Source organism: Mesorhizobium sp. M00.F.Ca.ET.216.01.1.1, from assembly GCF_004010325.2.
Classification (GTDB): Bacteria; Pseudomonadota; Alphaproteobacteria; order Rhizobiales; family Rhizobiaceae; genus Mesorhizobium.
The window spans coordinates 59,056-78,841 of the sequence record NZ_SADR02000030.1 but is presented as its reverse complement, the minus strand read 5'-3'; the positions used below and the strand labels follow the sequence as shown (position 1 = coordinate 78,841).

Below are 19,786 nucleotides of genomic sequence, written 5' to 3'. Positions count from 1 at the left end.
TTCAGGCGTGGCTTCTCAAATCCTTCGAGGGCGGCAATGGTCATGACAGGGCTCCGAATCATGGAAGCCCCATGGAATCAGATCAACCGCAATCCCTAAAGCGCGTTAACCCGAGTTCGAAGCCCTGAGTTCAATGCCGTGCGCAGGCCTTGACACCCCTTTTTTCAAGACATGAGATCGTGTAGTCTTTGCAGCTCTGCTCTTGAGGCTAGAGGCCCCGAGGCCTTCGCGGGAGAGCGGCAGTGACATCTACATTCGACGAATCCAAACAACGCGCGTGGTCCGCACGTTCTCGCGCGGCTCGCGACGAGTTCACCGAGCTTTCGAGACAAATCAAAGGAGAACACAATGAGGAGGTTTAGCACGATCACTGCGGTTGCGACGCCTTTGTTAATTATCGCGTCTCCCGTTCAGGCCGAGCCGGTGAAGTTCGAGGCGCTTGTCGCGCAGAAGGAAGCCATCCGGCTCGATTTCGCCGATGCGAGCAAGCACTTCTTCTTGCTGGTCCGACGGGAAGGCAAGTCCGAAGGTCAGGGTCCACTCGCCGGCGCGACCGTTCAGGAATATGGCGCTCACGACGTCGTGCCAGGCGTTGGCGGCGAGCCGCGCGGCTATCTGGAATTCGCTACGACGGATGGCAACAAGGCCTACATAAAATGGGTTATCCAGGCGGTGTTCGTCCCCGGGCCAGATGGTAAGCCGAAGCTCCTGGACAATGGAGTGTGGCAGGTCGTTGGCGGCACCGGCAAGCTGGAGAAGCTCAAAGGCGCCGGAAGCTTTCGTTTGCTGCCAACCGGTCCCACCGAGCGCCGTTTCGTGATGGAAGGCGAACTCGTCCAGTAGGGATCGCCTTCGAAGACGAAATTACTCGCTGGTTGCCGATCGTCACAGCGCTCGGCCTAAGCTTGACTGAGCGGTTCTAGTCGACGGGGTCCATGGTGTCCACCACATCAGCGTGGGCTTGTCAGCTGATGGCACGACCAAGTCGTTCCGAAGCTCCGTTCGTTCGGCAAGTTTCCACCCTTCTCGGCCATTGGCGGCGGCCCGCTGATTGAGTTTTGACCCTAGTAATTTTTCATAAAGAAACCGGTAAATTAACGCCGCGCGGTTATGGCGGACTTCCATAATTTGCCGCAGTCCGTAGTGTCAGCCCGGTAATCCAGCTTCCATTGGAACGCTTGCGCGGGAACCGCAGCTTTTCCAGCCGATCCCCCATCATTTGCTTGCCGACAATCTGACGCACACCGGATCGCCGCGCCCATTCGGCGAACACGCGATAGACTTCATCCACTGCCACCATGCCAAGCGGATCGGCAAGGCATTGTTCCTCGACAAATTGCGCAACTTGATCAGCTTCCATCCGCCATTTCCGTTTCGCCTCAATTGACGATGGTGGCGCAATGAAGCCGTGAGTAGTTGCCCTGGCGTAGCTGGTGATCGCGAGATTGAGAATTCCCGGCAATTCGGTGGCCAGCTTGGTCTTTAGGTTGTGATCCTGTTCCGCCTCGCTGAACGTCCGGTCGAATGTGACGATGGTGGCGCGTCGGAAGAGCGCGTCGGAAAAATCTCGCGTGTGCGGAAGGTGATTGGTGCCGAACCAGCACGTAGCGAAGGCGCGCATTTCAAACGGATGGCCGTTCTTATCCTCAACGGTAGTCAATTCGCCGCTAGTGATCGCCTTCAATTCGGCATCTGCAATAATTTCGCCTTGCTTCAATTCTGTCACGATGTTCGCAAGCTTTTGATGAAGGTGTGCGCGCTGAAATCGCGATTGGAAATTGGCCGGCTGGACGCCCGCGACGTTCTTCATTCCTACCAAAGCTTCGATCACCGAGAGCAGAACGCTTTTCCCATTCGCGCCGCCGCCGATAAGCATGATGAAGCGTTCATGCTTCGCGTGGCTCATAAGCGTATAACCGATCAATTCCAGCAGCGAGCAAATCTTGAGATCCCTGTCCGGATCGTCGCGGAACACATCATTGAGAAACGCGAGAAACATTGGCGCGGTCGCGCTTGGATCATATGCGACCGGGATTTGGCTTGTCCGGTAATGCTCGCGTCGGTGTGGCTGTAGCGTCCAACCGATGTCGCCCAATTCCAATTCGCCGTTCCGGCAATTCACCACGTCCGAATTGCCGATATTGAACGTGTGATCCGGGCGATAAGTCTCGTTTCGAAGAACATCGGTCACGCCGCTGACCCTTGCGGCGGTCACGGCGCAGTTGTTCGCTTCTAGCGTTGTCTGAACCTGTTTCTTGATTGCGATATCGTCGCGCTTGTTCCAAACGCCCCCGCCCTCCCAAATCCAAAAATGATTCTCGGCATGGATCACGTTTTCAGCGCCAGCGGTGGCGAGCGTCATTCTGGCAAGCACAAGGTGGTCCGGTTCGGTGTCATTGGTCGCTTGCGATGCTTCCGCCCTAAGCGTGGCGATCCTAATACCGGTTGTGGTGCGGATCGCGTTCAACACGGTATCACGGTGGATTGGCGGAAGCGTTCCGGCTTCTCTACAAAGCGCCGTGATCGCGTCGGCATTGTCCGGCGTCAGCTTCGCCGCGTCGTTCAAGACTTCTTCAATGTTGCGGCTTCGAAGCGGTGCCGGCTGCTGCGGCTGTAATGGTGTCGCGCTCGCGCCGGGCGGCAACTGGTATGTCGCGCCGTTGAATAGCGCCATGGGGTTCAGTTGTGGCGGTTCCCCATAAGCTTCGCGGTGAAGTCGTCGCCAGCCCTTTACGATGGTGCCGCGCTTCAACGTGTCGTCCCAGTATTTGAGGTTTTTGGCGGGATCGTTGTCCGGATAGGTTTCATTCCAAGCTTGCCAAATCGGCAACGCTTCATTGATGCGTTCAGGCGCGATGGATTGCATGAACGCGCCGCTCACAGCGGTCCAATCGCCGCGTTCGGTGAGTTGGCGAACGTCGATTTGCTGCAATCCTGCAACAGCAGCGTCAAAGCTTGGCGCGCGCTCGCCCTGGCCGATTGGAATGTACCCGTTCATCTTTGCAGATGGCGGAGGCGCAACGATTGGCAAGCCTTCAAAGGCATCGAGCGGACGGCCTTCAACTCGCCAGAATTGGACCGGGTACCCGCCCGCTACGCTGCCGACATAGAACGCCTGCGACGGGACGAAGCTTTCCGGTGCGAGAATGCCGCCAAGCAAGCCGTTGAGCCGCCCCACAATCGCATGCCGGTCATTCGGGGTGTGCGGTCGCGACAAAGGGCATAGGACACGCCAGCGGGGCGTGTCGGGCCGATGCGAGGGCGACGTGTAAATAAACGCCTGAACACCGAACGCCGTGAGAATTCGGGCTGCTTCGGACGGCTGTAACAGCCCGCCGTCATAGTCGCCTTCGATGCCGAATACCGCTTCGAGGTTTATATCTGATCGATAGTCGCCCGCGAACGTGGCCAGCTTGATCAGCGGCAAGTCGTCTTTGGTCGTCGCGGTCGTCGCGTCCTGTACGATCCAATCGCAAAGAGCGGGCCACTCGACATCGCGGCGCTGCCCTGCCGGCTGATTGTTCTGCTGAAAATAGGTGATCGAAAGTGCGGCCGGATTGCCCGCTGGCGCGAGCGGTGCTAAAGCGTTCATTGCATTTATTCCTATTGCCCCAAGTACGGCTTGCCGGCCTGCGCGGGACTTTTTCTTGCGCTTCAAACTAAACAACCGCTGCTCTGCTTAAAACATCTCTGCAATATCAATTACTTGATATCGAGCAGCGGTCCATATTTTCAATCGGGGTGTTTCAACGGGTAAAATCAGGCCGCGCGACCGGCAATAAAGCGCTCGATATCGGCCCGCGACCAATAGCGACGGCGGTTGATCACGCGAGGCTTTGGGAAGTCGGCAACGGGCGGCGTGCGTTTGCCGGTGCGCTTGTCGTAGTCGCCTTTCAGCCAACGGTGCAACGCCATGTCGCTGACGCCGCCTAGTATGGCGCGCACGGCAGGGGCGGGAATGAGCGTATCAATGGGGTTCGGGTTCATGGACTGGCCTCAAATTCTGATTGTCAGGATTTGCAGGCATCCACCCGCGTTCACCGCGTCTTCCTCGCGACATTGGGCCAGTCCAGCCCCTGGCACCGCCGATCATCCGATCTAAGGCGGCAAATCGCCCAAATCAGGCGACGCAGGAACCGTGAGCTAACGTTAGCTCACGGTCAAGAGTATATCTTAACGATTTTTCGGGTTATGCACGCTTTGGAAGCATCGTTACATTGTTTGCGGTAATAGTTGCGATGCGAGTTGCCCATTGCTTCAAAGCTTCTGCTTTCTCGTCTTGATAGTCGTAGCGGTTATAAATCCCGGCAACGCCGCTAACTTTGCCGGTCTTGTGGTTCAAAATCGCTTCTGTCACTTCCTGCTTAATTCCAAGCTTGGCTAGCTCTGTAGCGCACGACCGGCGCAAATCATGCAAATGCCAATTCGCCAAAGCCGGTTCGCCGCAATGCTTGTCGAGTGCGATCTTGCCGTTGCTAAAGCCGCTGAACGGCGTCTTGCCTGTGGTCGTGAAAACATAGTCCGATAGGTTGCCGTCCGCGTCGGCGATCACCGGCAGTCCTTCAATGATCGTCTTTGCCAATGGTGCGAGCGGCACGATATGGGCGCGTCCGTTCTTGGTGCGCGATCCTTCAAGCGTGATCGCTGTTAGATCGTCGTTTATTTCGGACCATTTGAGGTTGGCGATTTCGTCGCGGCGTTGCCCGGTCAAAAGCAATAGCTGCACCATGGGACCGAACGGATAGCCGCATTTGGTTGCAGCCTTCCAAACGGTCTTGATTTCATCGTGAGATAGGACGCGCTCCCGGCTTTGCGGCTTGGTCGGTGCTTCTGCTAGCTCGATGATGTTGCGCCCGATCACGCGGGCAACCGCTTTCCAACGGAAGAAGGCAGACAGCACCGCAAAAGCGTTGCGCTGCGCTCCGGTTTGCAGCTTGGCAATCAGCTTTTCAATGTCGCGGTAATCGACGGCGCGAATGTCGGTGACATGCTTCAAATTGGGTTTGATGTTGGTCGCAATGATCCGCTCGTATTCGTCTGCGGTGGACGCTTTGACGGGTCTACCTTTGAAACCAGCGGTGCGGGCCGTCTTTACGAATTCATCAAGCCAATGATCGACGCTAAATTTGTTGCCGGTCTTTTCCTGTCGCGGATCGATGCCACGCCGCGCGTCCGCAATCACACGTTCGGCCAACTCTCGCGCTTGCGTGGTGTTCAAAACTTGCGAGGCGGAAATGACAGTGCCGCCGCTGCGATCATCGGCGGCCCCTTCCTCATCGTAGCGCCCTAGCGTGATCTTCGCAGGCTTGCCGTCAACCTTCGTTCGCACCGCCCATGACAAGCTGCCACTCGGTTGCGGTTGCATGACCAGATAGAGCCCGGCTTGCGCGCTGTCCGGTATCTCTTGCCGCGCCGCTGCCGGCTTCAATGCGTTGATGAAAGCGGCGGCGCGCTTGTGCTGCGACGGGATCGAAACGGCCATTTGGAAAGCTCCGGGGTAACGTCAGGGGTAAACTGGGGTATGTTATTTCACGTTATGGCCCGTTATGCAAACCGATGCTCTAAGCCGAAAATATGTATAAAACCCAGCAATTTACCTGAATTAGCGTTGGCTACCGTGAGGTTCCGGGGTGCGCTGGCACAAAATTTGTAAACCGAAGGTCGGCGGTTCGATCCCGTCCGGGGGCACCAGTTCCGCTAGCCAATATGCAGAGGGCCAGGAAATCACACGTTTCAGCGTTCCCCATTACGCACTCGCGACTTGACCGGACGGACCCGCCTTGGCGAACGTGTTCCTCTCCCTGACTGACTTGTAGCCGTAAGCGACCCAAATACCGGTCAGCACCTTTTGGCACTCGGTTTCCGCCCCTCACACCGCAATCGCCGCCACCAGTATCCTGTTCTGCCTTCGTATCGCCGCACGCAATTCGGCAATCCCGGCCGCGTCGCGCTTCACGAACTCGATGAACATCATGTTCATGTTGTTGAAGATCAGTTCGCCGAGCACCGGCCCGTCAATATCCCGGCGCGCTAGGCCGAGCGCCTGCAGCCGGGCGATCAGCGCGCGGATCTGCTCGGTCAGCGCCAGGTCGAGCGCGCTATAGGCCTGGCCGAACGGGCTGTCGGGCAGCTGCGTCGAGATCGCCATCGCCTGCCGCCACATCTCCTTGCTGAGATAATGCAGCGAATGCTCGATATAGATGCCAAGCAGCGTATCGAGTGCATCGCTGACATTGGCCGGCGGGTTGGCGACGACGCCGCGCCCGGCATTGAGCACCTCGTTGACCTCCATCGAGACGATGGCGCCGAGGATGTCGCCCTTGTTCTGGTAGTAATTGTAGATCGTGCCAACCGATACTTCGGCCTGCGCCGCGATCGTCTCGATCTTGGCGCCTTCATAGCCGGCATCGCGGAAAAGCTCCGCGGCCGCCTCGATGATGCGGCGGTGCCGATCCGCCTTTTGCCTTGCCCGCAATCCGCTCATATCAGCTATCTGCCATAAAAACAGAATTGACTCAAGTTTAGAATTGGTTCAATTTTTCTGACAGAAGCCAAAAAGGCAAGGGAGAACACTCGATGTCCACAAATCCAATGACCACGAATCCGACGTCCATGAATCCGCTTTCCATTCTGAAGAACCATCTGCGCTCCGCAGGTGCGGCGACTGCGTTGCTGCTCGCGACCGGCACGGCAACCGTCGCTCAGGCGCAGGACCTCAACGCGCTGATCTGGTGCGATCACGCCGACCCGGCGCTGCTGCAGCCTTTCGAGGAGGCCAACGGCGTCAAGGTCAACGTCAAGGAGTTCGAAGGCACCGGCGCGGGCCTGGCGATCGTCGAGCAGTCGCAGCCCGGCGATTGGGACGTGATGGTGATCGACAGCATCGACGTGCCGCGCGGCGTCGAAAAGGCGCTGTTCGAGCCGCTGCCGGAGGACAAGCTGCCCCTCGCCGACCTCTTTCCCCAGGTGAAGATGGACAGTTCCACCGTCGTCGACGGCAAGCGCTACGGCATCACCGAGAAATTCGGCTACAACACCATCGGCTACAACAAGACCAAGGTCGATCCGGCCGACATGCAGTCGATGGCGGCGCTGACCGGCGACAAGTACAAGGGCAAGATCGCCATCTACGACTATTATTTGCCCGTCATCGGCATGGCAGCACTGGCGATCGGCAAGAAGACCGCTGAGCTGACGGAAGCCGACCTACCGGCGATCAAGGACGAATTGTTGAAGATGAAGGCCAATGCCAAGCTGGTCGGCGAAGTGACCGCCAGCCAGACCGCTCTCGCTACCGGCGAGGTCGACATCCTCGTTGGCGGCGGCGAGTGGGTGACGGCGGGGCTGGCCAAGGAAAACCCTGCCCTCGACTTCTCGATCCCTAAGGAGGGTGCCGTTCTGTGGTCGCAGTCGCTGGCCATGTTCAAGGATTCCAAGAACAAGGATCTGGCGCTGAAATTCATCCAGTACATCATGAGCCCCGAGGGCCAGGCGCGGCTCGCCACCTCGTCTTGCTATTGGGGAATGCCGGCGAATACCAAGGCGGCGCTGACCGACGAGCAGAAGAAGATCCTGCGCTTCGACGAACAGCCTGACTTTCTCGCCCGCGCCCAATCCTATCCGGCACCGAACGCCGATCTCGACAGGAAGATGCAGGACGTCTGGACCGAAATGCTGCAGGCGCAATGACCGGCTCCCGGTCATGAGCACTGTCACCAGCAGTGGGCGTCTGCTGCCTTGGGCGCTGGTCACTCCGGCGCTCGGCTGGACGCTGCTGTTTTTCGTCCTGCCTTTCCTGGCCATGGCGCTTTCCAGCCTTATGGCGCACGAAGGCGGCGGCTTGACGCTGTCCAACTACAGCCAGTTCTTCACCAACCCGTCCTACTGGCAGGCGATGGTGAACTCGCTGCAGGTGACGGCGATCGTCACTGTGGTCTCGGTGGTGCTTGCCTACCCCTTTGCCTGGATCCTCGCCGAACAGGTGCCGGAGCGCTGGCAGCGGCTGGCGCTTATGCTGGCCGTGCTGCCGTTCTGGACCTCCTACGTCGTGCGCTCCTATTCCTGGCTGCTGGTGCTGGCACAGAACGGCGTCATCAACCGCGCGCTGACAGGTTCCGGCCTGTTCACCGAGCCGGTGCAGCTCGCCAACACACGGCTGGCCACCATCACCGGCTTCGTGCATTTCTTCGTCATGCTTTTGACGCTGACGATTTTCGCCAATCTGAAGCAGCTGAGCCCCAGTTATCGCAAGGCCGCAGCCGATCTCGGCGCCGGGCCGCTGCGGACGTTTCTGCACATCGTGCTGCCGCTGACCTTGCCCGGCATCATGGTCGGCGCCTTCCTCACCTTCGTGCTCTGCATCGGCGACTACATCACGCCGCAGATCCTGGGCGGCAACAACGAGCTTTTGATGCCGCAGCTGGTGATGATGCAGATCGGCCGGCGCGGCGACTTTCCGCTCGCCTCAGCGCTGTCGATCATCCTGATGGCGGTCGTCACCATCGCCTATCTCGCCTGCGCCCGCTGGCTGAAGATCGAGCGGGCCTGACCATGCGCGCCCTCGTCCGCATCACCGCCGTCCTCTACGCCATCGCCATTTACGGCTTCATCTTCCTGCCGGTGGTGGTGCTGGTGCTATTTTCGTTGCAAGCCACATCGTTTCCGATCCCGCCCTTCACCGGTCCGTCGCTGCGCTGGTACGACGCGGTTCTCACCGATACGCGACTGACTTCGGCGCTGGTCAATTCGCTTGCTGTGGCGGTCCTCTCCTCAGCTGCCGCCGTTACTCTCGGCTTTCTCTCCGCCTGGGGTTTCGCGCGCTTCGTCCTGCCGGGCTCGGGCCTGATGCGCGGGCTGATCACGCTGCCGCTGACGGTGAGCTATCTCATCATCGGCATGGGATTGCTGGTGCTGTTCAACTGGGCCGGCGTGCCGAAGTCGCTTGTGTCAGCCGGCATCGGCCATGTCGTGATCAACCTGCCGCTCTGCTTTGCCATCATCTACAGCCAGATGGGCGACCACCAGATCAACATCGAGCGTGCCGCGCGCGACCTCGGCGCAGCTGAATGGAAGGTCCTGCTGCTGATCACCGTGCCGGTGATGGCGCCGGCCATCTTCGCCGGCTTCTTCCTGTCGATGACTTTCTCCTGGGACGAGTTCGTGATTTCCTTCCTGCTGACCCGCTTCGACACGACGCTGCCGGTGGAAATCTGGAACCTGCTGCGCTCCGGCCTCAACCCCAAGACCAATGCGGTCGGCTCGCTGGTCTTCGCCGTCTCCATCGTTTTGGTGGTGCTGTTCGAACTTATGCTGTTGCGGAGGAAGCCGGCATGACCGCGCCACTGGTCGATATTCGCTCCGTCTCGCATCGTTTCGGCCAGCTGGCGGTGCTGAAAAACGTCTCGTTGAACATAGAACCCGGCAGTTACACCATCCTGCTCGGCCCATCGGGCTCGGGCAAGACGACGCTGCTCTCCATTCTCGGCGGCTTCGTCACGCCGAGCGAGGGCAAGGTGTTCATCCGCGGCGAGGACTGCACGTCTGTGCCGCCGGCGAAGCGCCCCACGACTACGGTGTTCCAGGACTATGCACTGTTTCCGCATATGAGCGTCGGCGGCAATGTCGGCTTCGGCCTGCGTATGCAAGGCGTCGACGCCGCAACACGGACCGCAAGGGCGCGCGAGGCACTGGCGCTGGTCGGGCTGGCGGCTGCGTTCGACAAGAAGCCACACCAGCTTTCCGGCGGCCAGCGCCAGCGCGTGGCGCTGGCGCGCGCGCTTGTTGTCGAGCCGGCTGTGCTTTTGCTCGACGAGCCGCTCGGCGCGCTGGACCTCAAGCTGCGCCGTCAGATGCAGGACGAGTTGAAGGCTATCCAGAAGCGCGTCGGCACCGCGTTCATCCATGTCACCCACGACCAGGAGGAAGCCATGGCGCTGGCCGACCATTGCGTGGTGATGAATGACGGGCGGATCGAGGACGAAGGACCGCCCGAGCGCGTTTATGCGCGGCCGGCGACGCGCTTTTCCGCGACCTTCATGGGTGAAAGCACGCTGATATCAGGAACGGTGACGGAGACGAAGAACGGGAACATCACTGTCGCGACACAGATTGGCCCGCTGTCGCTGCCCGGCAAATTGCCGGCGGGAGCAACTGTTGCCGTCGCCATCCGTCCGGAGCATCTTGTCCTTGGCGAAGCTGGTGGCACTGTAGCGCTTGGCACGGCCAAGGTGAGCGACGTGGTCTTCCAGGGCAGCTTCAAGCGCGTGCTCGCCGTTTCTGCGCAGGACCCGGCGTTGCAATTCATCGCCAAGCTTCCAGCGGCAGCCACGGTCCAGCCGGGCGACATCGTTGCTGTCTCATGCGATGCTGGCGACGTCATCCTTCTGGCGGACTGAGCGATGAGCACGCTTCCGGTTATCGACGCAGCGAATTGGTACGAAACCATCCGCATGGGCGATGGCGTGACGCTGATCCACGAGCCATGGATAAAGCCGTTCTTCCGCTGCAATATGTGGCACGTGCGCGGGCGCGGCCGCGACCTTCTGTTCGACACCGGCCTCGGCCATTTCAGCCTGCGGCGCCACGTGCCGCTGGTGACGGAGCGAAAGCTCATTTGCGTGGCAAGCCACACCCATTTCGACCATATCGGCTGCCATCACGAATTTCCCGACCGCTGCGTGCATCCGGCCGAGGCGGAGATCCTTGCCGATCCGCGCAATGAATGGACGGTCGCCGACACTTATGCGACGGACGAGATGTTCGATGGCATGCCGCAAGGCTGGGATGCGGCGCGCTACCGGATACTGCCGGCGCCGGCCGGCCGCCTGCTTGGAGAAGGCGATGTAGTCGATCTTGGTGACCGCGCCTTCGAGGTGATCCACACGCCGGGTCATTCGCCCGGCGGCATTGCGCTCTACGAGAAGAAGACCGGCGTCCTGCTTTCCGGCGACATCATCTATGACGGCCCGCTGATCGACGAAGCCTATCATTCGGTCGTCGACGATTACGTCGAAACGCTGCTGCGCATGCGCGACCTCGATGTCTCGGTCGTGCATGGCGGCCATTTCCCAAGCTTCGGCAAGGTGCACTATCGCCAGCTTGTCGATGAGTATCTCGCGCAAAAGCGGCAGGCCGGCTGCCATCTGCTGCAGAACCGGTGAGCGCGAGCTAGCGCACTGGCCTCGAACCTCCATTTCGCTTGCACTGTTACCGAAGAAACTATGGCGAGAGCCGGTTATCCACAGACCAGTCGCTAGCAGTCACAGTTCCGCCGCACAGACGACCAACAAGAAACAATCGGTAAGAGAATGGCAACGGATCACATCCTCGACAGGTTCGTCTGTCGAACGGCGGGGGGGTAATATGAACGCACCTGCACAAGATGCGTCCTCAACCAGGAGTTAATATGGCCAATTACTACGGGACTGCCCTCGCGGACTTCTTCCGCGGTACGCCCTACGACGATTTTTTCAAGCTGAGCGCTGGCGACGACGTCGCATGGGGCGGCTCGGGTAAGGACCGCTTCGACGGCGGGGATGGCAACGATAAGATGTATGGCGAGGATGGTCACGACACGTTCGACGCAGGCCTTGGCAACGATCTGATCAATGGCGGCCTCGGCGACGATCACATCCTCGGCGGGGGCGGCAATGACCTGATCTACGGGGGAGCCGGCAAGGAATATATCGACGCGGGCTACGGGGACGACGTCATCTACGCCGGGGACGGCGACGACGGCTACTTTAACCAGATCGACCCGACTACGGGCTTGCTCACCATACAGGCAGTGGGCGGCGGTGCCGGCAACGATACGATCTACGGCGAGGGAGGCAATGACCTGCTGAAAGGGCAGTCGGGCGACGACAGGGTCTACGGCGGCATTGGCAACGACCATGTCGACGGCGGTGATGGCAACAACTATCTCGACGGTGGCGACGGGGACGACATCCTCGACTCGGAGGGTGGTGTCGATGAGCTGCATGGTGGCAACGGCATCGATCATTTGGAGTCCGGGATCGGCAACGACAAGCTATATGGAGATCAAGGCAACGACTTCATGTCTGGTGAAGGCGGTAATGACTATTTGTCGGGTGGCCAGGGCGCCGACTGGATGAGCGGCGGTGACGGGACCGACGTCCTTAACGGCGGCACGGAGAACGACACCATATTCGGCGACGGCGGTTCGGACTTGATGACTGGCGGCCTTGGCAGCGACCGTTTCATCTTCAAAGGCACGGCTTCAACCGTGGGAACTGACACAATCACCGATTTTCAGGATGGTATCGATCTAATCACACTGGAGCACCTCGGCGTCACCAAGTACGCCGCAGGCGGTGGGGCCGGCACAGTATTCGCTCACGATGCGGCCGGCGGGGACGTTGTAGTGGACGTGGCCACCTCGGCCGGTGTCCATTTCTCCATTGTGCTCGACGACCCGCTTGCACACCTGTCCGCGGCTATGATCTCGGCCAGCGACTTTCAGTTCGCTTAGTGCATTTGCAGCCAAATGGAATCATTTGGCGTCCGCAGAGCCTTTCCGGTTCCGAGCGAACCGGAAAGGTTTAGCCGTTCTGTTTTGTCGTGTTCACCCATGCCTGCTTGAGCGACAGCTCGATTTTATTTTCCGGGCCGCCAATCAAAATGTCGACTTGAGCCTTACAGCGCCCTTTGCGGGCACGGCGTTCCGGCGGCGTCGCCGCAGCGCGATGCTGCCGGCTGGGGTCTGAAACTCATTTCCTCGGACCGGCGTACCAGCTCGGCGAAAACGAGGGCGAAACTTCCCAGCATCAGGAAGACAATAATCAGGCGTGTCACCGGCAATAGACAGGTCTCGACTGGCTAGCCCCCACGCCGCCCATCCACTGCCGGCTAACATGACCGATCCGGCTTTACGAGAGCTTAAGCCTGGTCTTAACCATCACATTCGCTTGTGATGCGACATGAAGTGCGAGCCGCTGACCGGGATTTCGTCCCGGCGATGTGTCGCCGAACAGGTCAACGCCTCCCTTTGCAGATTTGCGCTCCCATGCTACCCCGGCGCACGCCAACCGGTCGCCGCCGACCGGTCACCATCGGGGAGCCATGAGCAAAGCCGCCAGCCGTTTCGCCTTCGTCTCGTCCGATACAGCCGACGCCAAGGCGGCGCTGGAGAGCCTGTCGGCGCGCTATGGGCAGAGATCCGTCGAAGAGGCGGAGATTGTCGTTGCGCTCGGTGGCGACGGCTTTCTGCTACAGACCCTGCGCGAGACGATGAGCACGGGAAAGAAGGTCTACGGCATGAACCGTGGCACCATCGGCTTCCTGATGAACGAATACCGCGCCGGCGGCTTGACCGAGCGCATCGCGGCGGCCATCGCCGAAACGATCCGTCCGCTCGAGATGCTGGCAGTGACGCAAGAAGGCGAGACGATGTCGGCGCTGGCGATTAACGAGGTAGCGCTGTGGCGCCAGTCCTATCAGACGGCAAAAATCCGCATTACCGTGGATGAGCAGGTACGAATGGAAGAATTGCACTGCGACGGCGTCATGATCGCGACTCCGGCCGGTTCGACCGCCTACAATCTGTCCGCGCACGGGCCGATCCTGCCGCTCGACGCGCCGTTGCTGGCGCTGACCCCGGTCAGTCCGTTCCGTCCCCGGCGTTGGCGCGGCGCGCTGCTCTCCAACAAGGCGACCGTCCGTTTCGACATTCTGGAGCCGGAAAAGCGGCCGGTGAACGCCGCCGCCGACCACACCGAGGTCAAGGCAGTGACCTCGGTCACGGTGCGGGAATCGCCGACGACGACCGCGACGCTGCTGTTTGATCCCAACCACTCGTGGAACGAACGCATTCTCGCCGAACAGTTCCGCTACTGAGCCGGCGTAACGACCTATGGCTCGATTAAGTATCGCGATTAAGGTTACGACTTCACAATCGTGCCATTCCCGCCCGTTTCTGTTGACAAATCGCGGACTTGCTCCTAACTGCAATACCAATCTTGCAAGCGCGTGGCGCTTGCCGCGACGATTGACGTTGCGCTTCCCCGAACAGCCAAAGACACTCAGAATTGTCCTCAGACACCCACATCGCTCAAGAAGCGTTGACCTTCGCAGACCTTGGCCTGTCGCCGAAGGTCCTTTCCGCAGTTACTGACGCTGGCTACACCGAGCCGACGCCGATCCAGTCCGGCGCTATCCCGCACGCCTTGCTTGGCAAGGACGTGCTGGGCATCGCCCAAACCGGCACCGGCAAGACCGCTTCGTTCGTGCTGCCAATGCTCACCCGGCTGGAAAAGGGCCGCGCCCGCGCCCGCATGCCGCGCACGTTGATCCTGGAGCCGACGCGTGAGCTTGCCGCGCAGGTCGAGGAAAACTTCGTCAAATACGGCAAGAATCACAAGCTCAACATCGCACTCCTGATCGGTGGCGTGTCCTTCGACGAGCAGGACAAGAAGCTGGAGCGCGGCGCCGACGTGCTGATCGCGACGCCCGGCCGCCTGCTCGACCATCGCGAGCGCGGCAAGCTTCTGCTCAACGGCGTCGAGATCCTCGTCATCGACGAGGCCGACCGCATGCTCGACATGGGTTTCATCCCTGACATCGAGCGTATCTGCGAGATGATCCCGTTCACACGGCAAACGCTGTTCTTCTCGGCGACAATGCCGCCGGAAATCACCAAGCTCACCGAGAAATTCCTGCACGCACCGGTGCGTGTCGAGGTTTCGAAAGCCGCGTCCGCCGCCACCAATATCACCCAGCGGCTGGTCAAGTCCGGCCCAAAACCCTGGGACAAGCGCGAGACGCTGCGCAATCTGATCAAGGCCGAAGACGAAGAACTGAAGAACGCCATCATCTTTTGCAACCGCAAGATCGAGGTATCGGAGCTGTTCCGCTCGCTGCTGAAATATGATTTCGACGCCGGCGCCCTGCATGGCGACATGGACCAGCGTGCGCGCATGCAGATGCTGGCCAATTTCCGCGACGGCAAGCTGCGTTACCTCGTCGCCTCGGATGTCGCGGCGCGCGGCCTCGACATCCCCGATGTCAGCCATGTCTTCAATTACGACGTGCCGATCCACGCCGAGGATTATGTCCATCGCATCGGTCGCACCGGCCGCGCCGGACGTTCCGGCAAGTCCTTCACCATCGCGACCAAGTCGGACACCAAATACATCGACGCCATCGAGCGGCTGATCGGCACAAAGATCGAGTGGCATGACGGCGACCTGTCGACGGTCGTTGCCAGCGAGGGCGAGGATGATGCTCCCCGCCGTGGCCGTGGTGCGCCGCGTCGCGCCGGCCGCAAGGACGATGACCGCAAGGACAAGGGCGAACGCAAACCGCGCGAACGCCACGCCATGCACAGCGACGACGCGGCGCCGGATACGCGCGAAGAGCAGCCGGCCGCCGAGACCGCAGTCAGCGATATCGGCGAGCGGCGCGCACGCAAGCAGGCGATCCGGTCCGAAAACACCGAACGCAAGGCTTCTCCCGACCGCAACGAACAGCGTGCGCCGGAACGTGGCGACACCAAGCCGCAGCGCGACCGCCCTGCCCGCCATCGTCAGGAAGATAACGACACCACCGTCGGCTTCGGCGACGATATGCCGGCCTTCATGCGAATCGTCGCCAAGGTCTGACACCGCAGCGCCGCGCGTCCAAAACGGACGCGCTAATGCATCGCCCAAGGTCTGGGCTCGGGCTTGATCCCGGGGTGTGCAGAGGGTTCCGGCACAACGGCCTGCAATGGCTACAGATTTTTGAGATCCAGGCGGGACGCCAGCATATCCAGAAACGTGCGGACCTTGGCGGAAGACGACCTGCCTTGCGGCCACAGGGCGTGGATCGGCACCGGCAACGGCTCGAATTCCGTCAAAACCAGTTCGACGCGGCCATCATCCACCAGATGCCTTATCTGCCAAAGTGGCGAGTAGCCCAGGCCCAATCCCTGGGCCGCGGCTGCATAAATCGATATCATCAAATTGGACCGAAAAGTGCCGGCGACTTTCACCGCCCGAGGCTTGCCTTCAATCTGAAACATCCATTCGCCTGAACGCTCATCGACGGTTCGAACGATGCAGTTATGCTCGCTCAGTTCAAAGGGATGGGCCGGCCGGCCGCGGTGTCGAAAGTAGGAGGGGGCGCCGAACACGACGCGCCGCAACGCCCCCAGACGTTTGGCCCGCAAGCTGGAGTCCGGCAAATTGCCGATCCGTATTGCCAGATCGAGGCCTTCGGCGCCGAGGTCGACAAATCCATCGGAAAGCTGGAGATCGACCTCGACCCGAGGATACATCCGCATGTAGTCGGCGATGACAGGTACGACGAAATCCGGGCCGAACAGAACCGGTGCACTCACACGCAGAATGCCCGACGGCTCCAGTTGCTGGTTGGCCGCTTCAAGTCTTGCTTCGTTTATTTCGTCGATGGCGGGTTTGATGCGCTGGAAAAAGGCCGCTCCGACTTCGCTCGGCGTCGAGCGGCGCGTTGTCCGATGCACAAGCTCGACCCCGACGGATTCTTCCAGCGTCGCCAAGGACCGGCTGATCGACTGCAGTGAGCGGTTCAGTCGGCGTGCGGCAGCCGTCAGGCTTCCCTGCTCGACGACTGCGATGAAGGCTTCAAAATCATCTATCCGGCTCATAAATTCTCCCGAAAATCGAGAGAAATTATCGCAAAGCCGAGTAATTGTAACGCGGTTCGCGAGCTTTTATTTTCCCTGCAAGAGATTCCGAAAGGGCAAGCTTGATGAAAGGGAATTGTCATGCGAGCACCCAATCCAACCGTCCTGGTTGTTGGCGCCACAGGCCGATTTGCCGGACTTGTCGTGCCGGAACTTGTCTGCCGCAATGCCAGTGTTCGGGCGCTCGTTCGCGACCACCCCGCGAACGTCGAAAAGGCCAGGAAGCTCGGGGCATCGGAGGTTGCGACCGGAGATTTGCGCAATCGTCAGAGCCTCGAAAGCGCCGTCGAGGGCGTTGACGGGGTCTTTCACATCGGGCCGGCTTTTGCTCCCGATGAGGCTGCGATGGGTATTGCCATGGTTGAAGCGGCAAGCCGCGCAGGTGTTCGAAAATTCGTCTTCTCGTCAGTGATCCAGCCTACCAATACAAGCCTGGAAAACCACGCGAGCAAGGTGCCGGTCGAAGCTGCTCTCTACTCGACGAACATGGAATATACCATCCTGCACCCTGTCAATTTCATGCAGAATATCGGAGCAGCTTGGCCGTCCGTTGTCGAGCATGGCATCTTCTCGGAACCGTTTCCAAAGACAGCGAAGGTGGCGCGTGTCGATTACCGCGATGTCGCTGAACTGGCGGCGATCGCGTTGACCGAAGCGCGACTGTCCTATGCGACGCTTGAACTGTGCGCCGGTATGCACAGCCGCGAAGACATCGTCTCGATGATGAGTGAGGAACTTGGCCGCCCGATCTCTGCTGGCGAGCCGACATTTGGCGAGTGGGCGGCGAATGCCCGTCTTCCCTACAGCGACCGCCAGATGCATTTGCTGGCCAAAGTACATGACCACTATGCCCAATTTGGCCTCGGCGGAAACAGCCTGACGTTGCACGCCGCCTTGGGCCGGGAGCCGCGTTCGTTACGAAGCTTTATTCGGGAACTGGCCCTGCAGACGGCATATGTCGCCTGATGGCGCTCGCGACGGCGCGTACGCACATTTTCTGACAAGGAGATTTTTCATGTCACGGGATAAGGTTTTGAGATTGAGAAAATTGCCGTCTTCATCCAGCGTAGTGGTGATGCCGTTCGTTCTCTCAATCCTCATGTCTTGCATTGTCTCGGCGGTTTCGACGGCAATCGGCACGGGCTGGACGAGCGGTTTCGTGGCGACCTGGTCGTATGCATGGGGGGCATCATGGCTTGTTGCGTTTCCGAGCCTGCTGATTGTCCTTCCGATCGTGCGCCGGATCGTCGCGGTAATTGTCGATCAGCCGGCCCGCTCCTGACCCGGAATACGCCCATGGAAACGGCCCCATATGAGGCCGTTTCCATGTTCAATACCGGCTTGCTGCGGCCGGAATCGTGATCTTGCTCAGGTGAGCGGCGAAAGCTGGATTTCGACGCGCCGGTTCTGGGCGCGGCCAGCCGTCGTTGCGTTTGACGCAATCGGACGCGTCTCGCCGAAGCCGGTGACAGCGAAGCGGCGGGAATCGACGCCCTGTCCTGACAGATAATTGGCGACCGCCAGCGCGCGACGCTGCGACAAATCGAAATTATGCTCGTCGCCGCCGGTCGAATCGGTATGGCCAAAGACGTCGACCGTGGTCTGCCGGAACTTGTTCAGCACCAGCGCCACAGAATTCAGCACCGGGTAGAAGCCGGGCTTCACCGCATCTTGGTCGACGTTGAAGGTGATGTCGGACGGCATGTTGAGGATGATCTGGTCGCCGGTGCGGGTGACGCTGACGCCGGTGCCCTGAAGCTGCCTGCGCAGCTCGGCTTCGTTCTGGTCCATCGTGGCGCCGATGGCGCCACCGGCAAGCGCACCTATGCCCGCGCCGATCAGCGCATTGCGGCGGTCGTTGCCGCCGGCAAGCAGGCCGAGACCTGCACCCGCCAGCGCGCCGAGGCCGGCACCGGCAGCTGTATTGGAAACTTTCTGCTGTCCAGTGTACGGGTCGGTGGTGGTGCAGGCACTCACAAGCACAGCCGTCGCCACGACGACGAGCACAGTCTTTTTCATAGGATCGTCCCTCTCCAAACCGCGGCCGCTTCGACCGCGCCATATCAGCCCTTCCCAGGCCTTGTAGCATGAAATGCGGCGAAAAACGGAACCAGAAAAGCGGCCGGCTGAGCTTTCCCCAACCCAAATGTCGCGCCTCGATGACGGCCCGACGGGCTACCAGAGATTCTTGCCGTCGATAACGACCACCTCGACGTTGTCGAGGTCGAAATCGTCGAATAGCCGTGAATTCACGCTGATCTTCGGATTGTCGAAATCCGGTTCGCCGGTCGACCAGTCCGGCGTCTCGGTAAACGTGCCGCAGCCGCAGGTGGCGCAAAAACCATGTTTAATGGTTTTCGATCCCCACCGGTAGAAAGATACGTTCTTGAGCGGACTGGTGAGCTTGAACTGCGAGGGGGTGTAGTAGGCCCACAGCGAACCGCGCTTGGAGCAGAAGGAGCAGGTACATTGCGTCACGGTTTGCGGTGCTTCAGAAACCTCGAATGTCGTTGCCTTGCAGTGACAGCTTGCCTTGATGGTCATGAGCGAATTCCTCTCCGTTGCCCGCCGTCCGTAGGCAAGGCAACATAAAGAGGCTTTCCTGGCAACCACCTGTCGGCAGGCTGGCTCGCCCGCCATGCACAAAGTCAAAAATGTCAGGGCATTCCTCTGCACACCCCAGTTGTTGTGTCCTAATACGACGGTGGCGGCACGAACAGGCAGATGGTCTTTCCGTCATTGGCACCGGCGACGGAACACCAGTGATATTCGCCATCGGGCGAATTCTTGATCCGCTTGTCGCTATAGGCCACCACCTCTCCCGTACCCTTGATGACATAGCCCTCAGGGCGCTCGCTGATCGACGTCTGCGATACCTCGCGGCAATCGTAGCCCGAACAGCAGGAGAATGGATAACTCCAGCCTTGCGGCATCGCCGCTGTTGGCGTGGCATCGTGCGCAAACGCAGGTGCCGACAGCACCGCGATCATTCCGGCTGCGAACAGGGTAGAGAGGAGTCGGCCAACCGATTGAACGGCCTTGGCCGATCCGGACGTGGCAGCAGACATGGAGACATTCCTTTCAAACGAGGATCAAGCGATTTGCTTGCCCGTTCCAAGAACGTGT

19 protein-coding genes and 1 tRNA gene are annotated in these 19,786 nt (G+C 60.0%); 12 read left to right on the top strand and 8 right to left on the bottom strand.

What is annotated here, in order from left to right; translation table 11 throughout:
• The first annotated feature begins 348 nt into the window (after window positions 1–348).
• Window positions 349–843, top strand: a complete 495-nt coding sequence (locus EN859_RS29755; RefSeq protein ID WP_210237729.1) for a hypothetical protein — start codon at window positions 349–351, stop codon at window positions 841–843.
• 265 nt (window positions 844–1,108) lie between these two features.
• Here EN859_RS29755 and EN859_RS29750 read toward each other — a convergent pair whose 3' ends face one another.
• The 3 genes from EN859_RS29750 to EN859_RS29740 form a co-directional block, all read right to left on the bottom strand.
• Complete coding sequence (locus tag EN859_RS29750) at window positions 1,109–3,592, bottom strand: DNA primase family protein (RefSeq protein WP_127856207.1); 2,484 nt, start codon at window positions 3,590–3,592, stop codon at window positions 1,109–1,111.
• A 167-nt stretch (window positions 3,593–3,759) separates the two neighbouring features.
• The gene (locus EN859_RS29745) at window positions 3,760–3,987 is read right to left on the bottom strand and encodes a transcriptional regulator (protein WP_127856206.1); all 228 of its coding nucleotides are present in this window, start codon (window positions 3,985–3,987) and stop codon (window positions 3,760–3,762) included.
• 202 nt (window positions 3,988–4,189) lie between these two features.
• Entirely contained in the window at window positions 4,190–5,482 is a 1,293-nt protein-coding gene (locus tag EN859_RS29740) for a site-specific integrase (RefSeq protein ID WP_127856205.1), read from the bottom strand.
• A 148-nt stretch (window positions 5,483–5,630) separates the two neighbouring features.
• Here EN859_RS29740 and EN859_RS37955 point away from each other — a divergent pair.
• Window positions 5,631–5,691: transfer RNA gene (locus EN859_RS37955), tRNA-OTHER, on the top strand.
• A 178-nt stretch (window positions 5,692–5,869) separates the two neighbouring features.
• Here EN859_RS37955 and EN859_RS29735 read toward each other — a convergent pair.
• A complete protein-coding gene (locus EN859_RS29735; protein ID WP_127856204.1) occupies window positions 5,870–6,484 on the bottom strand; it encodes a TetR/AcrR family transcriptional regulator in 615 nt (204 codons plus the stop codon).
• Window positions 6,485–6,576: 92 nt separating this feature from the next.
• On the opposite strand from EN859_RS29735, the gene EN859_RS29730 reads away from it, so the two are divergent.
• From EN859_RS29730 to EN859_RS29695, 8 genes are all read left to right on the top strand, one after another.
• Window positions 6,577–7,689, top strand: a complete 1,113-nt coding sequence (locus EN859_RS29730) for a spermidine/putrescine ABC transporter substrate-binding protein (protein ID WP_245525763.1) — start codon at window positions 6,577–6,579, stop codon at window positions 7,687–7,689.
• A 13-nt stretch (window positions 7,690–7,702) separates the two neighbouring features.
• Window positions 7,703–8,548, top strand: coding sequence for an ABC transporter permease (locus tag EN859_RS29725; protein WP_127856203.1), 846 nt, complete (start codon window positions 7,703–7,705; stop codon window positions 8,546–8,548).
• A 2-nt stretch (window positions 8,549–8,550) separates the two neighbouring features.
• Window positions 8,551–9,333: an ABC transporter permease gene (locus EN859_RS29720; protein WP_127856202.1), complete on the top strand. Its 783-nt coding sequence runs from the start codon at window positions 8,551–8,553 to the stop codon at window positions 9,331–9,333.
• Window positions 9,330–10,394 (top strand): ABC transporter ATP-binding protein, encoded by a 1,065-nt coding sequence (locus tag EN859_RS29715; RefSeq protein ID WP_127856201.1) that lies wholly within the window; start codon window positions 9,330–9,332, stop codon window positions 10,392–10,394. Before EN859_RS29720 ends, EN859_RS29715 begins: the two co-directional genes overlap by 4 nt.
• Before the next feature lie 3 nt (window positions 10,395–10,397).
• Window positions 10,398–11,159, top strand: coding sequence for an MBL fold metallo-hydrolase (locus EN859_RS29710; protein WP_127856200.1), 762 nt, complete (start codon window positions 10,398–10,400; stop codon window positions 11,157–11,159).
• 245 nt (window positions 11,160–11,404) lie between these two features.
• A complete protein-coding gene (locus EN859_RS29705) occupies window positions 11,405–12,490 on the top strand; it encodes a calcium-binding protein (RefSeq protein WP_245525762.1) in 1,086 nt (361 codons plus the stop codon).
• A gap of 590 nt (window positions 12,491–13,080) precedes the next feature.
• Window positions 13,081–13,854 carry an NAD kinase gene (locus tag EN859_RS29700; RefSeq protein WP_127856198.1) on the top strand — a complete coding sequence of 258 codons (774 nt, stop codon included), beginning with the start codon at window positions 13,081–13,083 and terminating at the stop codon, window positions 13,852–13,854.
• A 191-nt stretch (window positions 13,855–14,045) separates the two neighbouring features.
• Window positions 14,046–15,617 (top strand): DEAD/DEAH box helicase, encoded by a 1,572-nt coding sequence (locus EN859_RS29695; RefSeq protein WP_189502320.1) that lies wholly within the window; start codon window positions 14,046–14,048, stop codon window positions 15,615–15,617.
• Window positions 15,618–15,727: 110 nt separating this feature from the next.
• Here the strand turns inward: EN859_RS29695 and EN859_RS29690 are convergent, their stop codons facing one another.
• Window positions 15,728–16,621, bottom strand: a complete 894-nt coding sequence (locus EN859_RS29690; protein ID WP_127856197.1) for a LysR family transcriptional regulator — start codon at window positions 16,619–16,621, stop codon at window positions 15,728–15,730.
• A gap of 120 nt (window positions 16,622–16,741) precedes the next feature.
• On the opposite strand from EN859_RS29690, the gene EN859_RS29685 reads away from it, so the two are divergent.
• Both EN859_RS29685 and EN859_RS29680 read left to right on the top strand, forming a co-directional pair.
• Window positions 16,742–17,626 carry an NmrA/HSCARG family protein gene (locus EN859_RS29685; protein WP_127856196.1) on the top strand — a complete coding sequence of 295 codons (885 nt, stop codon included), beginning with the start codon at window positions 16,742–16,744 and terminating at the stop codon, window positions 17,624–17,626.
• A gap of 49 nt (window positions 17,627–17,675) precedes the next feature.
• Window positions 17,676–17,942: a DUF2798 domain-containing protein gene (locus tag EN859_RS29680; protein WP_127856210.1), complete on the top strand. Its 267-nt coding sequence runs from the start codon at window positions 17,676–17,678 to the stop codon at window positions 17,940–17,942.
• A gap of 86 nt (window positions 17,943–18,028) precedes the next feature.
• Here EN859_RS29680 and EN859_RS29675 read toward each other — a convergent pair whose 3' ends face one another.
• The 3 genes from EN859_RS29675 to EN859_RS29665 all read right to left on the bottom strand — a co-directional run bounded on the left by EN859_RS29675 (window position 18,029) and on the right by EN859_RS29665 (window position 19,728).
• Entirely contained in the window at window positions 18,029–18,679 is a 651-nt protein-coding gene (locus EN859_RS29675) for an OmpA family protein (protein ID WP_127856195.1), read from the bottom strand.
• Between the two features lie 156 nt (window positions 18,680–18,835).
• On the bottom strand, window positions 18,836–19,204 hold the full coding sequence (locus tag EN859_RS29670; protein ID WP_127856194.1) for a GFA family protein: 369 nt from the start codon (window positions 19,202–19,204) through the stop codon (window positions 18,836–18,838).
• Between the two features lie 149 nt (window positions 19,205–19,353).
• Window positions 19,354–19,728, bottom strand: a complete 375-nt coding sequence (locus EN859_RS29665; RefSeq protein WP_127856193.1) for a hypothetical protein — start codon at window positions 19,726–19,728, stop codon at window positions 19,354–19,356.
• Window positions 19,729–19,786 lie beyond the last annotated feature (58 nt).